The 15,888-nt window shown below is 60.3% G+C and carries 8 protein-coding genes and 2 pseudogenes; 6 read left to right on the forward strand and 4 right to left on the reverse strand.

Annotated elements, in window-relative coordinates:
• Positions 1 to 259: 259 nt before the first annotated feature.
• From TEF_03820 to TEF_03840, 5 genes and pseudogenes are all read left to right on the forward strand, one after another.
• On the forward strand, positions 260 to 1,354 hold the full coding sequence (locus TEF_03820; GenBank protein ANK80011.1) for a UDP-N-acetylglucosamine 2-epimerase: 1,095 nt from the start codon (positions 260 to 262) through the stop codon (positions 1,352 to 1,354).
• Between the two features lie 869 nt (positions 1,355 to 2,223).
• Positions 2,224 to 2,628 (forward strand): hypothetical protein, encoded by a 405-nt coding sequence (locus tag TEF_03825; protein ID ANK80012.1) that lies wholly within the window; start codon positions 2,224 to 2,226, stop codon positions 2,626 to 2,628.
• Between the two features lie 245 nt (positions 2,629 to 2,873).
• Positions 2,874 to 3,032 carry a transposase gene (locus tag TEF_03830; GenBank protein ANK80013.1) on the forward strand — a complete coding sequence of 53 codons (159 nt, stop codon included), beginning with the start codon at positions 2,874 to 2,876 and terminating at the stop codon, positions 3,030 to 3,032.
• Between the two features lie 631 nt (positions 3,033 to 3,663).
• Positions 3,664 to 4,587 carry a hypothetical protein gene (locus TEF_03835; protein ANK80014.1) on the forward strand — a complete coding sequence of 308 codons (924 nt, stop codon included), beginning with the start codon at positions 3,664 to 3,666 and terminating at the stop codon, positions 4,585 to 4,587.
• Between the two features lie 92 nt (positions 4,588 to 4,679).
• A pseudogene (locus TEF_03840) lies at positions 4,680 to 5,502 on the forward strand (transposase).
• 1,241 nt (positions 5,503 to 6,743) lie between these two features.
• Here TEF_03840 and TEF_03845 read toward each other — a convergent pair.
• Positions 6,744 to 7,529 (reverse strand): transposase, encoded by a 786-nt coding sequence (locus TEF_03845; GenBank protein ANK83261.1) that lies wholly within the window; start codon positions 7,527 to 7,529, stop codon positions 6,744 to 6,746.
• 50 nt (positions 7,530 to 7,579) lie between these two features.
• Positions 7,580 to 7,803 (reverse strand): annotated as a pseudogene (locus TEF_03850) (hypothetical protein).
• Here TEF_03850 and TEF_03855 point away from each other — a divergent pair.
• Positions 7,802 to 8,818, forward strand: coding sequence for a transposase (locus tag TEF_03855; GenBank protein ID ANK80015.1), 1,017 nt, complete (start codon positions 7,802 to 7,804; stop codon positions 8,816 to 8,818). The pseudogene TEF_03850 and the gene TEF_03855 sit on opposite strands and share 2 nt — an antisense overlap.
• A gap of 205 nt (positions 8,819 to 9,023) precedes the next feature.
• On the opposite strand, the gene TEF_03860 is transcribed toward TEF_03855, so the two are convergent.
• Together TEF_03860 and TEF_03865 are read right to left on the reverse strand one after the other, a co-directional pair.
• On the reverse strand, positions 9,024 to 9,170 hold the full coding sequence (locus TEF_03860; protein ANK80016.1) for a transposase: 147 nt from the start codon (positions 9,168 to 9,170) through the stop codon (positions 9,024 to 9,026).
• 612 nt (positions 9,171 to 9,782) lie between these two features.
• Positions 9,783 to 15,881, reverse strand: coding sequence for a hypothetical protein (locus TEF_03865; GenBank protein ANK80017.1), 6,099 nt, complete (start codon positions 15,879 to 15,881; stop codon positions 9,783 to 9,785).
• Positions 15,882 to 15,888: the final 7 nt, after the last annotated feature.

The raw sequence follows: 15,888 nt of genomic DNA on the forward strand, positions 1-15,888 counted from the left end.
TTTGGCGTTGGATAATCTGCTTCAGAAAGGTCAAAAAGGCTGTTTCTAGTTGAAAAAATCACCATCAGTCGATCGACTATCGCAATGTTCATGTTTAGAGTAGAATGGTTATTGACCGAACAGTAATGACGTTAATTTTCAGCATTGCCGTCAACAATATAAACAGAGCAATATGCCAATAGAACAAACACTCTGTCAAGAGCAGTTCTGAAAATGGGCAATGAATTGATTAGTCGAATCCTCCTGTGGAGATATTAAAATGACCAAGGCTATTTCTCCGGGCAAATACGTTCACATCGTAGGTGCGCGCCCGAATTTTATGAAGATGGCCCCAGTATATCGGGCGCTTCTCGGTCGAGCTGCGCAAATCATTATCCATACCGGACAACACTATGACGCGCAAATGTCGGGAGATTTCTTCCAAGTGCTCGACATTCCCGAGCCGGAGATAAACCTCGCCGTAGGGTCGGGCAGCCATGCCGAACAAACCGGACGGATCCTGATTGAGTTGGGTGTTATATTCGGGAACTTCTCCCCCCGAGCCGTTATCGTATATGGCGATGTTAATTCAACGCTAGCAGCGACTTTGGCGGCGAGTAAAATTGGCATTCCGGTAATACACGTGGAATCTGGTCTGCGTTCGTATGACAATAAAATGCCGGAGGAGATCAATCGTCTGGTCGTGGACCGCCTGTCGGATCTTTTGCTGACCCATTCACGCCAAGCAGACGAGAATCTCCGCCGCGAAGGTATATCAGACACAAAAATTATTTTTGTGGGCAATACGATGATTGATACCCTCAGGCGAATGCTTCCCCAAGCTCGAATACAGGACTTGTCCAGGTTGGGGCTTCCGGTAGGACCGTATGGGCTGGTTACACTGCACCGCCCATCTAACGTGGACGAAGCGCGACGACTCAAGTCGATCGCTGACGCTCTGGTTGAGACGGCCAAACGGGTACCTTTGGTCTTCCCCGTGCATCCGCGTACTCGTGCCAAGTTATCCGACCTTGAGCTCAAACTACCAGGGGTGCAGCTCTTAGATCCGCAGGGCTACACGTCTTTCATCGCCCTGCAACAGCGAGCCGCGTTCGTTGTGACCGATTCCGGGGGCGTTCAAGAGGAAGCCACTTGGCTGAATATTCCTTGCCTCACCCTAAGACCTAACACTGAGCGGCCAGTGACGATTTCTGACGGAACCAACACACTGATCGGGGAAGACCCGCACGAGATCTTACCCCATGTTTGTGCTATCTTGGAGGGTCGCTACAAAGAGGCGCGAGTTCCAGAGGGCTGGGACGGGGCAGCCGCGGAACGCGCGGCGGACGCCATCATAAAAATGTTCGGAGCTTGATGCATTAATGAACCGTCCCGAGTTTTCCGGAGGCGAGTTTGTGTGATTCACGCCGCCAAGGTGGTCTTGCGGGACAAGGCATAGTAGCGCGCTTTGGGGCGTTGATTGGAGAGGGCGGTATGTCAGAAAAAAGGGAGTCTTCGCATTTAGCGAACACTGTAACGACCGAGACACGAATTGCACATCTGTCGGTCGTGAACCGGCTGACTTATGGTCAAACAGCTCAGCTTGAAGCCGAGCGTGCTGCCGCGGGAACAATTCCCGGGGTAAAATGGTCGACTTTTGCCTTGCAAGACGCGGAGCCGCACGTTCCCTTCGCGAAGCGAGTCGTGTGGCCCTTACGCGGCAGCCCGTTACGGAACCTACAAGGCTGGCTGGAGATCTTGCGCCTTTCGCGGCGGTTCGACTACGTTTTGGTTCGCCAGATGCCGGTCGACATTTTCGCGCCGTTTTTTGCACCTATTGTCCGAAACCGGGTTACGATTCATCATTCCAAGGAGGTTGAGGAACACACTCTAATTGCCGATACAGCTATACGACGACTGGCCGCATGGCTCGACCGCAGGCTAATTAAGATCTCGGTGCAGAACGCGCTCGCGTCACTGGGGGTGACTCTAGATGTAGCTGAATATGAACGGGATACATATGCCCCCCAGCAGTCAATTTCGGTCTATCCAAACTTGGTGGGCGATGCTGCCGTCGGCGCCGTGCCCGACCGACGCGGTTCGGCGCGAATCTCGGCGGTGTTTATATGCGGTACCTTCACCGAGTGGCATGGGCTTGACAGGCTCGTGGAAGCGGTCCAGAGGGATCCTGATCGCGCTTCGCGGTTGCGAGTTCATCTCGTCGGTAATCTATCAGAAGCGCAAATGAAGGAGATTGCTGAGGACCCACTTCTTGCTAAAACTTTCGAGATCCACGGCTATCTGGAGCGTGACATGTATCGCGTACTCCTCGAGGAGGTCCATGTCGGCATCGGCTCGCTCGCGCTGGATCGGCAAAACATGACGGAAGGCTCGAGTCTCAAGACTGCCGAGTTGTTGGGCAGTGGCATTCCGGTCTATGCGACACACCGTTATCCAACCGTACCGGATGACTTCCCCTTTTTTCGCAACGTGCCGCGCGTGGAGATTTCAGATCTGCTCGATTACGCCGCGTACACCGCGCGAACAACGCGACAGGAGATCGTTGCGGCGTCCGCCCCCCACATCCGCAAGCGTAATGGAATGCTCGCAGCTGCCGACTTCCTACGCGGCCTGCCGCATCGCAAGTAGCCCAGATGGTCTTCACACAGTCTTTGGTCCGGGTTTCATGCGACCATTCGGGTTGATTACTCTGAGCGGCAACCTTGGATTGGCGGATCGTGGATTTTCCGGCTCTGATCACGGTGACGGAGGAACTTGAGAACTACTATCTGCCGGGCGCACTCGAGCCGGCCGTCGAAGCCTTCGTCGAGCATTACTGAGCCTCCCCCATTGAATTGGTACATCCTGATATTTTGGAACAAGGAGGATCAAAGATGGCAAGGAAGCGTCACAAGCCTGAGGAGATCGTGGGCAAGCTCCGCCAGGCGGACGTCCTGCACAGCCAGGGCATGTCGATGGCGGATGCGATCCGGCAGCTGGGTATCAGCGAAGTCACCTTCTACCTCTATGGACGGCTCTCCCATTGCAAGTGATCTACGAACGAGTGCCTGGGTCAGTTGCTGACATCTATCCGGCATCTGACAGGCAAAGCCTGCTGTGCCCAAATGGGGAATCCGCTCGCGCCGGCCTCTACAGCTGGTAGGCCTCACAGGCCTCGGGTGATGGAGGGAGAGCCGTCCATCCCATCAGATGGCGCAGGGAATATGGCGGCACTAGCTCGGCACACGTCCGGCGTTTGTGATCCTACAGCGACGCTAAAGCGCAGGAAGCCGACCGTGGCGCACGAACGTCGCGGACGTTATCATGCAAGCCGTGGCAAACGACGCATTCATGGGCGTGACGCCTGACAACAACATCTAAAACGAGCAGCCGAGATGCGCTCGCAACCATTTCACAGGACAAAGAATGGAGATACGTATACTCTACTTAACGGGCAACGGCTTCCCGCGCTCAGCGAAAGACCCCCGAGGAACTTTCTCCTTCGAGCATGTTCGGGCACTGCGCGCTCTCAGCGCGGAAGTTACGGCGGTTGACTTACAAGCGGATGACTTTGGTGAGGACGTAGTAGACGGCATATCTATTCGGCGTATCCCGCGCCTTAGACCAATTCTACGTGCTCGCGCCATCGGAAGGTTGCGACGCTACTTGGCCGCTTATCGCGCGATGCGCGATGAAAGGTACGAGGTAATAGTGTTCAGTTTTTCCTACCTAAAATACTTTCCCTTAATGCTTGGACTCCGACGGCCGGGCGTCACGATCCTCGTAATTCCTCACGGAGGCGATGTCATGCCTGGGGGCGCTATCCGCAGGTTTTTGAAACGCCGCCTTTTTGCGATGGCAGATATAATCACACCTGTAAGCGATTATACCGAAACTCTGCTGTCGTGCCTTATTGGGCGGCGCGATGCCGACAACAAAAGAATAGTGACAATCTATAATGGTGTCGATCTGGCAAAGCTTCAAACCGACCGTGATCCAAACAAGCTCCGCATACGGATCGGCCTATCTACTGACGCGTTTATCGTGCTTAGTGTTTGCAACCTCGTGAAGCGAAAAGGCGTCGACGTCGTGATCCGTGCAGTGAGCCGGCTATTGGCTGAGGGGCGTGACGTCCACCATGTTGTCATCGGGCGTGGTCCAGAGGCCGAACGTCTGTACGCTCTTGCATGTATGAGCAGCAAGCCTGGTAACTTTCACTTTATTGACAGCGTAAGCAGTGACGAGCTCGCCGACTTCTATAACATGGCTGATCTATTCGCTATTCTGAGTACCACGGGCTGGGATGCCCGGCAAACGGAGGGTTTTGGTATTGTCTACGCCGAGGCCATGGCGCTCGGCACGCCGGTGATCGGCGGTCGGGGAAGCGGAACGAGTACGCCGGTTAAGGATGGTTTTACCGGCGTATTGGTCGACCCCTACGGAGAAGATGTGGATGCGGAAGTCGCCAGTGCTATGACACGTATCATAGACGATAACGAGTACAGGGAGCGTCTGTCGCGGAACGCCGAGTGGTATGTCCGGGAGACTTTCTCATGGGAACGAAACGCGCGCGAGACGCTCAACGCGATCGCAAAGGTGCGGGGCTGACCGGCTTAGAGACCGTTTGAGAAAGGGGATTCCCCTGATGGGGCAAATCGTGATTCACCCTGTTTATGTGGACACGAGAGACGCGAGGCCGCATGGCCACGATCGAGCGGAAGACGAAGCGTTACCCGACCGATCTCACCGACGCGGAATGGGAGTGGATCGTCCCGCTGTTGCCGACGCCCGCGAAGCGCGGGCGCAGGCCGGGCGTGGAGATGCGCGAGGTTCTGAACGCAATCCGCTACATGACCCGCTCCGGCGGCGGCTGGCGCATGCTGCCGAAGGACTTTCCGCCCCCGGGTCAAGCCCGGGGCAGGCTCTGGCAGACGGTCTATTGGTGGTTCCGACGTTTCGTGCGGCTGATGCTGTTCCAGACGATCCACGACATCGCGCTGATGATGGATCGCGAGCGTCGGGGACGGGAGGCCAGCCCGTCCGGCGGCGTGCTCGACAGCCAGACGGTCAAGGCTCCGGCCCCCGGCGCAAAGCGCGGGTTCGATGCGGGCAAGAAGACGGTGGGCCGCAAACGCCATATCGCCGTGGACACCGACGGTCGGCTGCTGATGGTCAACCTGACGTCAGCCGACATATCCGACAGCGCCGGCGCGCAGATGATCCTGGACGCGGTGCGCAAACGCTGGCCGTGGTTCAAGCATCTGTTTACCGACGGCGCGTACGACCGCACGCAGCTCATGGACAAGGCCGCCTTCCAGGAGTTCGTCATCGAGGTGGTGCGCCGCATCGACAAAGAGCCGGGCTTCAAGGTCCCGCCGCGCCGCTGGGTCGTCGAACGCACCTTCGGCTGTCTCACACGATGGCGACGCCTGGTTGCGCGACTACGAGCAGCGCATAGACGTATCCGAAGCCATGATCCACGTCGCGATGAGCAGCCTTCTGCTGCGACGGATCAGCCATTGAGCGCATTCTCAAACGGACTCTATTGGGATAAATGCGCCACCAGATCAGAGATGAGGCCTGAAACAACCAATGCTCTATGTCGCGTTAGCCAATATCCTGTTTCTTCTGCGCTATGCGCTTGCAACGCAAGATGAGTTTCGCAATCGAACCTATTTTCTAGTCTTAATTAGCTTATTTGTATTCTCAGCATTCCGCTACCAAGTCGGGTGCGATTGGTGGGGATATTATAATCAGTATATGAACGCTACCAATTTTGACTGGTCATCTGTCACAGAATATAGAGAGCCGATTTGGTGGGCTATCCTCGGCGGGATTCGAAACATGGGTCTACCCTATCCGGTTACAAACATTATTTCGAGCGCGATATTCTTCCTAGGTGTTCACGTCCTCGCGCGACGGCAACCCGATCCTTTGGGTTTTCTGATTCTTCTTTTTCCCATACTGATCGTCAATATGCCAATGTCTGGTATCAGACAAGGTGCGGCAATTGGACTTCTGTGCATTGCCTTCGTGGCATATATTGATCGACGTCCTATTCGGTATGCACTTTGGGTGGTACTGGCCGCAGGATTCCATACGAGTGCACTGATCTTCATCTTGCTCCTGCCACTTGCCGCCGGCAGCTTCAGTCGAAACCGATTGATGCTCGCCGCCGCACTTTCAGTCCCGGTCCTGTACCTTTTGGCCGCAACAGAATCCGCTGATATCGCAATTAGTCGCTATTTTGGAACTGGAGTTGAGGCAGCGGGAGCTAGTTTTCGCATCGCCTTTCTTGCTTTGTCAGGGCTGTATTTTTTCCTATTTTTGAAAAACAGTTGGCTTCGGACATGGCCACGGGATCATAGTATTGTGACTATTGGTGCGATTGGAATGGGGCTGCTGCTCGTTCTAATCCCAGTTTCAACAGTTTTGGCCGACAGATTTGGTTACTATTTTATTCCCATCCAGACTATGATTTTCGCACGAATTCCTTTTTTGCCCTTTCGCACTTTCGCAGCGCTGCATTCGGCTTTGCCGTATCTTGGTGTGTTGCTAATTTTTACAGTGTGGACCCAGTTATCTTGGCATTTTGAACAATGCTACATCCCTTACCAAATATGGTTTTTCGATGTTCCCGGAATTAGATAGGTCGGTTCCTGTGGTTACGCTCCGATTGGACGCTGAGCCTCCCCCATTGAATTGGTCCATCCTGATGTTTTGGAACAAGGACGATGGACTTCACCCCGTCTTTGGTCCGGGCTTCATGCGACCTTTCGGGCTGATTTCAGTTGGGCCGCAAAGGCGCTCGGCGTCAAGTTACCGAGCGCCGAATGCGGCCTGGTTTCGTTGTAGTCCGTCCTCCAGGTTTCGATCTTCTGGCGGGCGTCGGGCATCGACAGGAACCATGACGCATTCAGGCATTCCTGTCGAAGACGGGCGTTGAAGGCCTCGATGAAGGCGTTGTCCGTGGGTTTGCCTGGCCGTGAGAAGTCCAGCTGGACCTTGTTCAGATAAGCCCACTGGTCGAGCAGCCGACCCGCAAACTCGGGGCCGTTGTCGACACGGATACTCCCCGGCTTGCCGCGGCGCCTGGCAATTCGATCAAGTTCCTCGACAACCTGGTGCGCCCGGAAGTTTGTCCTCGCAACGGTCGCAAGAGCCTCTCTCGTATGGCAGTCCACGATCGTCAGGATCCGGAACGGCCGGTCGTCGAAGAGCCTGTCCGAAAGAAAGTCCATCGCCCAGACATCATTCACGCCCTCCGCCGCAGCACGGCCGGATCGGTAGCGGCACGACCGACGGCGCCGGGGACTGCGGGTCCGGATCGAGAGGCCCTCTTCGCTGTAGAGCCGGTAGGTCCGCTTGTGATTGATCCGCCAGCCTTCCCGTTGCAGCAGGACATGCAGCCGCCGATAACCGTAGCGAACCCGGCTCTCGGCCAGTTCCTTGAGCCGCATCCGAATCTCCACCACCGGATCACGGCGGGACTGGTATCTGTGGGAAGCCCGTCCGAAGCCCATGGCCCGGCACGCTCTGCGTTCCGACAGCGCGAAGGCCGCCTGGTAATGGCGGACGACTTCGCGGCGACGAACAGGCTTCACCACTTTTTTCGCAAAGCATCCTGCAGCATGGACTTGTCCAGCGTCAGATCCGCCACCAGTCGCTTCAGCTTCGAGTTCTCATCTTCAAGCTGCTTCAGGCGACGGATCTCCGACACGCCCATCCCGGCATAGACCTTCTTCCAACTGATGGGATGGACGGCTCTCCCTCCATCACCCGAGGCTTGGAGCCGGAACGAGCAGAGAAGGAGAGAGAGCCAATGACCATCGCGACCCTCGGTATCGATATCGCCAAGACCGCCTTCCAGCTTCATGGCGTCAACCGGAATGGTCGCGTGCTGCTGAGGCAGCGCGTGATGCGCGACCAGCTGCTACATGTTGTCGGCCAGATCGCACCCTGCACGATTGCCATCGAGGCTTGTACAGGCGCCTTCTACTGGCAACGCAAGTTCGAAGCCCTCGGCCATCGGGTGAAGATCATCAGCCCCCAGTACGTGAAGCCGTTCGTCCGCCGGCAGAAGAACGACGGCAACGACGCAGAAGCGATTTGCACTGCCGCGCGTCAGCCGCACATGCAGTTCGTGCCCAAGAAGACGATCGAGCAGCAGGACATCCAGGCCTTGCACCGGGCACGCCAGCGCATGGTCAATCATCGGACTGCCGTCGTCAGCCAGATCCGCGGCCTGCTTCTCGATCGCGGCTTCGCCTTCCCCAAGAGCATCACCCGCGCCAGGCGCATGATCCCCGAGATCCTCGGCGACATTGAGAACGAACTCACTGGCCTGGCGCGGGAAGCGATTGGCGAACTACACGACCTGTTCATGGATCTCGATCGCCGCATCGCATCCTTCGACAAGAAGATCGAGCGGGTGTTCCGCTCCAGTAAAGCGTGCCAACGGATCGCAAGGATCAAAGGGGTCGGCCCGAAGACGGCGACCGCCGTAGTCGCTGCCATTGGGGACGGTTCGGAGTTCAAGAACGGTCGTCACCTGTCGGCCTGGATCGGTCTCGTCCCCAGACAGCACTCGAGCGGAGATCGTACTGTCCTGCTGGGCATAACCAAGCGCGGCAGTCAGCACCTGCGGACCCTGCTGGTCCATGGCGCCAGATCGGTCGTTCGGACAGCGGGCAGAAGGACCGATCCCTTCAACACCTGGGTCAACCAGCTTCGGGAGCGACGTGGCTTCAACCGAGCCACGGTTGCCGTCGCCAACAAGAACGCACGGATTATCTGGGCCGTGCTCCGAAGTGGCGACGTCTACCACGGCGCTCACTGAAGGCCCCGCCTGCAGATTGCGAGCTGATCGAGAAATGAGATGCACAGGTCGGACCGGCGCGCCAGGAGCCTGATTTTTATCGAGGCCTGTGAGGCCTACCAGCTGTAGAGGCCGGCGCGAGCGGATTCCCCATTTGGGCACAGCAGGCTTTGCCTGTCAGATGCCGGATAGATGTCAGCAACTGACCCAGGCACTCGTTCGTAGATCACTTGCAATGGGAGAGCCGTCCATAGAGGTAGAAGGTGACTTCGCTGATACCCAGCTGCCGGCAGATCTCGCCAACATTCGTGCCAGCCTCCGCCTGCCTGAGCGCGAACGCAATCTGCTCATCGGTGAATCGTTTCTTCGGCATCTGGGCACTCCTCTCGCTTCCGAAGCGTGCCCGAAAATTCGCATCCCAATCGGACCAGTTTGAAGGGTCAAGACCATTTGCGCGGAGGCTTGTGTGGATCGGGGAGACCTTACGGACGCGGAGTGGGCGGTGATCGGTCCGCTCTTGCCGCCTGAGCGCGGGCGGGGCTGCCGTCCGGCGCATGACAACCGACGCTTTCTCAATGGCATGCTGTACGTGCTTCGGACCGGATGCCCATGGCGGGGCGACCCCGGCTTCGGTATATCGAAATGCGCTGTCGGCCTCCGGCCCGGGCTCCCGCCCGGCCCTCCAGCCGACAGCCATGGTAGCGTGATGTACGTGATGGAAAACCCGATCGGCCGGCACCGACTGTAGCTTAAATCCTGGTCAAACCTGTCCAACGGAAGGGGAGTAGCTCAGACGCATCACGTCCATATCCTTGAGATGTACGGCGAAAGCTACCGTCTCAAGCAGGCGCAGGGGCGATCAAAAGAAACCGCCCAGGACTGAACGACGCGCAATCGAGAGAGGGCCCCGCGGGGCCCTCTCTCGATCACAAGTGATGCATTTTTACTCTGGTCGGCTGATGCATTTTTACTCCGGCGTTGACAATTAGTAGAGTTCGCTTTCCTGTAAGCCGGTAATGCCGAGCAAGAGAACGCTGCTATCATCCGAGAATGTTACAAAAACGTCGCCAGCGGACATATCGCCATCTGCCCCTGTGTCGGTGATTTTCGCCACCGTCAAGCCGATTAGATAAAACTTATCGGTTCCCAACTCGAAATCGGTGATGACATCGTCGCTCGTGGCACCGTCGCTATTGGAAAAGACAAATATATCCGCACCAAGGCTGCCAGTCAGGATGTCATCTTCTGCGCCGCCGGCGATGTAGTCGCTGCCTACTCCTCCATCGATGTAGTCGGCGCCAGCATCGCCGTAAAGAGTGTCATTGCCCGTGAAGCCGCGTATCAGGTCATCGCCATTGCCGCCATAAGCCCGGTCATTGCCGGCATGAGCATGGATGGTGTCATGACCGTCTCCGCCGACCAGGATGTCGGCGCCAAGGTCCGTCCCGCGATCATCGATAAAGTCGTCACCGGCCTGGCCATAGAGCACGTCGCCGCCATCGCCACCTGAAAGATAGTCTGCCCCCGACGCGCCATCGATGTAGTCGGCGCCAGCATCGCCGTAAAGAGTGTCATTGCCCGTGAAGCCGCGTATCAGGTCATCGCCATTGCCGCCATAAGCCCGGTCATTGCCGGCATGAGCATGGATGGTGTCATGACCGTCTCCGCCGACCAGGATGTCGGCGCCAAGGTCCGTCCCGCGATCATCGATAAAGTCGTCACCGGCCTGGCCATAGAGCACGTCGCCGCCATCGCCACCTGAAAGATAGTCTGCCCCCGACGCGCCATCGATGTAGTCGGCGCCAGCATCGCCGTAAAGAGTGTCATTGCCCGTGAAGCCGCGTATCAGGTCATCGCCATTGCCGCCATAAGCCCGGTCATTGCCGGCATGAGCATGGATGGTGTCATGACCGTCTCCGCCGACCAGGATGTCGGCGCCAAGGTCCGTCCCGCGATCATCGATAAAGTCGTCACCGGCCTGGCCATAGAGCACGTCGCCGCCATCGCCACCTGAAAGATAGTCTGCCCCCGACGCGCCATCGATGTAGTCGGCGCCAGCATCGCCGTAAAGAGTGTCATTGCCCGTGAAGCCGCGTATCAGGTCATCGCCATTGCCGCCATAAGCCCGGTCATTGCCGGCATGAGCATGGATGGTGTCATGACCGTCTCCGCCGACCAGGATGTCGGCGCCAAGGTCCGTCCCGCGATCATCGATAAAGTCGTCACCGGCCTGGCCATAGAGCACGTCGCCGCCATCGCCACCTGAAAGATAGTCTGCCCCCGACGCGCCATCGATGTAGTCGGCGCCAGCATCGCCGTAAAGAGTGTCATTGCCCGTGAAGCCGCGTATCAGGTCATCGCCATTGCCGCCATAAGCCCGGTCATTGCCGGCATGAGCATGGATGGTGTCATGACCGTCTCCGCCGACCAGGATGTCGGCGCCAAGGTCCGTCCCGCGATCATCGATAAAGTCGTCACCGGCCTGGCCATAGAGCACGTCGCCGCCATCGCCACCTGAAAGATAGTCTGCCCCCGACGCGCCATCGATGTAGTCGGCGCCAGCATCGCCGTAAAGAGTGTCATTGCCCGTGAAGCCGCGTATCAGGTCATCGCCATTGCCGCCATAAGCCCGGTCATTGCCGGCATGAGCATGGATGGTGTCATGACCGTCTCCGCCGACCAGGATGTCGGCGCCAAGGTCCGTCCCGCGATCATCGATAAAGTCGTCACCGGCCTGGCCATAGAGCACGTCGCCGCCATCGCCACCTGAAAGATAGTCTGCCCCCGACGCGCCATCGATGTAGTCGGCGCCAGCATCGCCGTAAAGAGTGTCATTGCCCGTGAAGCCGCGTATCAGGTCATCGCCATTGCCGCCATAAGCCCGGTCATTGCCGGCATGAGCATGGATGGTGTCATGACCGTCTCCGCCGACCAGGATGTCGGCGCCAAGGTCCGTCCCGCGATCATCGATAAAGTCGTCACCGGCCTGGCCATAGAGCACGTCGCCGCCATCGCCACCTGAAAGATAGTCTGCCCCCGACGCGCCATCGATGTAGTCGGCGCCAGCATCGCCGTAAAGAGTGTCATTGCCCGTGAAGCCGCGTATCAGGTCATCGCCATTGCCGCCATAAGCCCGGTCATTGCCGGCATGAGCATGGATGGTGTCATGACCGTCTCCGCCGACCAGGATGTCGGCGCCAAGGTCCGTCCCGCGATCATCGATAAAGTCGTCACCGGCCTGGCCATAGAGCACGTCGCCGCCATCGCCACCTGAAAGATAGTCTGCCCCCGACGCGCCATCGATGTAGTCGGCGCCAGCACCGCCGTAAAGAGTGTCATCGCCGGGATGGCCGTAAAGAGTGTCGTTCACGGCCTCGACCGTGACGGCGACGGAGCCCTCGCCGGTGAGCACCCCGTCGCTGACGGTATAGGTGATGGTGTCGTCGCCGCTGAAGTTGGCATCGGGCGTGTAGCCGAGCCTGCCGTCGGCCGCGATCAAGACCGTGCCATGCAGGGCAGCGGCGGCCGTCACCGCCAGGCTGTCGCCATCGATATCGCTGTCATTGGCCAGCACGTCGATGGCGACCGAACCGTCTTCCTGAACCGATGCTGTGTCGGCGGCGGCAAGCGGGGCGTCGTTCACGGCCTCGACCGTGACGGCGACGGAGCCCTCGCCGGTGAGCTCCCCGTCGCTCACGGTGTAGGTGATGGTGTCGTCGCCGCTGAAGTTGGCATCGGGCGTGTAGCCGAGCCTGCCGTCGGCCGCGACCGAGACTGTGCCATGCAGGGCAGCGGCGGCCGTCACCGCCAGGCTGTCGCCATCGATATCGCTGTCATTGGCCAGCACGTCGATGGCGACCGAACCGTCCTCCAGCAGCGATGCCGTGTCGGCGGCGGCAAGCGGGGCGTCGTTCACGGCCTCGACCGTGACGGCGACGGAGCCCTCGTCGGTGAGCTCCCCGTCGCTCACGGTGTAGGTGATGGTGTCGTCGCCGTTAAAGTCGGCGTCCGGTGTGTAGGCGAGTGTGCCGTCGGCCGCGACCGAAACCGCGCCATGCAGGGCCACCGCCGCCGTCACCGTAAGGCTGTCGCCGTCTACGTCGCCGTCATTGGCCAGCACATCGATGGCGACCGAACCGTCTTCCAGCAGCGATGCCGTGTCGGCGGCGGCAAGCGGGGAGTCATTCACGGCCTCGACCGTGACGGCGACGGAGCCCTCGCCGGTGAGCACCCCGTCGCTGACGGTATAGGTGATGGTGTCATCGCCGCTGAAGTTGGCATCGGGCGTGTAGCCGAGCCTGCCGTCGGCCGCGATCAAGACCGTGCCATGCAGGGCAGCGGCGGCCGTCACCGCCAGGCTGTCGCCATCGATATCGCTGTCATTGGCCAGCACGTCGATGGCGACCGAACCGTCTTCCTGAACCGATGCTGTGTCGGCGGCGGCAAGCGGGGCGTCGTTCACGGCCTCGACCGTGACGGCGACGGAGCCCTCGCCGGTGAGCTCCCCGTCGCTCACGGTGTAGGTGATGGTGTCGTCGCCGCTGAAGTTGGCATCGGGCGTGTAGCCGAGCCTGCCGTCGGCCGCGACCGAGACTGTGCCATGCAGGGCAGCGGCGGCCGTCACCGCCAGGCTGTCGCCATCGATATCGCTGTCATTGGCCAGCACGTCGATGGCGACCGAACCGTCCTCCAGCAGCGATGCCGTGTCGGCGGCGGCAAGCGGGGCGTCGTTCACGGCCTCGACCGTGACGGCGACGGAGCCCTCGTCGGTGAGCTCCCCGTCGCTCACGGTGTAGGTGATGGTGTCGTCGCCGCTGAAGTTGGCATCGGGCGTGTAGCCGAGCCTGCCGTCGGCCGCGACCGAGACTGTGCCATGCAGGGCAGCGGCGGCCGTCACCGCCAGGCTGTCGCCATCGATATCGCTGTCATTGGCCAGCACGTCGATGGCGACCGAACCGTCTTCCTGAACCGATGCTGTGTCGGCGGCGGCAAGCGGGGCGTGGTTCTCCGGGGGCGCATTGACGAAGCTGATCGACAGGTCGGCCAGTTCGGCTGCAAAGACGTCGAGCAGACTGAGTATGGCACCGTCGTCCAGGGTCACGTCGAAGCCGCCGGCGCCATCGACGCCGGCCGCCACGAAATCGTCCGTGCTGCGGATCGCGCCCGAGCCGTCGAGTTCGAGGGCGTCCAGGCTGACGTCGAAATCGGTGATCGTGTCGCCGCCCTCGCCGACTGTCAGGCGGAACAGGTCCGCGCCGTCGCCGCCGGTCAGCGTGTCGTCGCCCGCGCCGCCGTCCAGCACGTCGTCGCCGCGCGCGCCGTTCAGGTCATTGGCGACCGCGTTGCCCAGCAGGGTGTCGGCTCCGTCGCCGGCGATGGCGTCCTCGATCACCGTGCCGTCGGCGATGGTGAAGGTCTGGCCCGCGAGGGACCCGGCTGCGCCGGCGGTGAGGTCGATGAGCGCCGCGCCGGTCAGGGCGGCGGCGTTGATGCGGTCGCTGCCGCCGTCGTCGGACAGACTGCGGCGTTGCGCGTCGCCGGCGGCGAAGAGGCCGTACTCGTCGGTGTAGATGTAGTCGTCGTCCCCGTCCGCCGGATCGCCGTAGAGATCGAGCGACCAGCTCAGCAGTCGCCCGCTGTCCTCGGCATAGTGATCCGAGATCGACAGTGTCCAGTCGCCGACCGCGTCCTCGCCCCAGTGCCGGGCGCTGGTGAGCACGAAGTTGATGTCGTCCTGACCGGATCCGAAACCGCTGGTGTGCCGCCCGGGCCGGTCGACCAGGGTCGAGGTCGTGCCGCCGGGCGAGGTGAGCGTGACGACAAGATCGCCGATCCAGCTGTGGTCGATGTTGATGTCGACCTCGACCCATTCCAGGTCGACGGAATCGGTGATGGTGATGGTATCGGTGACGGTCGCGTTGTTGGCGATGGTCAGGAACGGCGAGCGGCTGGCGCCGACCGAGAACTCGTTGGCGAGGATCGACTGGTCGCGCCAACTCTCCGCCAGCCGCACCGCCGCCAGCGCGTCGGTGAGGCCGAAGCCGAAATCGTGGCTGACGTGCAGCCCGCCGCCGTTCCAGTCGCCGGCGGCGTTGAGCGCCCAGCCGCTGTCGCCCGCGTCGATCCGGCGGGAACTGTAGGCCAGGATCTCCTGTACGTCGCGGTAGCCCAGGTCCGGGTTCGCCTCCAGGATCAAGGCGGCGACGCCGCTGACCATGGGGGTCGCCGCGGACGTCCCGTTGAAGCCATTGACGAAATCGCCGCTGACATAGCCGGCCGAGCCTTCCCGGTCGGTGGTGATGACGCCGCCCGAACCGCCGCCCGCGGCCACCGGCGCCGTGGTGATGACGGCGGCGCCGGGCGTCGAATAGAAGGTGATGTCGCCGTCGTCCTCGGCGGCCGCCACGGCGATGGTGAAGCGGGAGTTCTGGAAGTTGTGATAGTTGACGTCGTCGCCGTCGGCGCGGCTGTTGCCGGCGGCGAAGACCCAGACCGTGCCCAGCCCGTCGCGGCCCGTCGCGACCGCCTCCTCCAGCGCCGCGGCGTGGGGCGCGAAGGCGGAACTCTTGAAGTTGTCGGAGAAGAAGCCGCCGAAGCCCCAGGAGTTGTTCGAGATGTCGACATTGGTCTGGAGCCGCAGGTTCTCGGTGATCTGGCCCAGCGTGCCGTCGGCGCCGAAGCCCATGCGGAAGCCGGCGATGGTGGCGTCGAAGGCGACGCCCACGGAGCCGAAGCCGTTGTCGTCGGCGGCGATGATGCCGGCGACCGCAGTGCCGTGGGCGTCCGAGCCCTCGGCCATGGCGTCGCCGTCATTGCCGCGCGCGTCATTGTCGATCGAGGCGTCGTAGTTGGCGGCGAGGTCGGCGTGGGTGTGGGAAACGCCGTCGTCGATGATGCCCACGGTCACGCCGGCGCCGGTGTAGTCGGCCCAGACCCCGGTGACGTTGAGGTCGATGCCGGCAATGCCGCCGGTCTGGCCGGTGTTCAGAAGATTGAACTGGCTGGAAAACAGCGGGTCGGTCGGGAGGGCCATGGCCCGCACCGTCGGTTCGTCCACCGATCCCGGCGTCAGATCCTTTTTCACGCTACCT

Source organism: Rhizobiales bacterium NRL2, from assembly GCA_001664005.1.
Taxonomy (GTDB): Bacteria; Pseudomonadota; Alphaproteobacteria; order Minwuiales; family Minwuiaceae; genus Minwuia.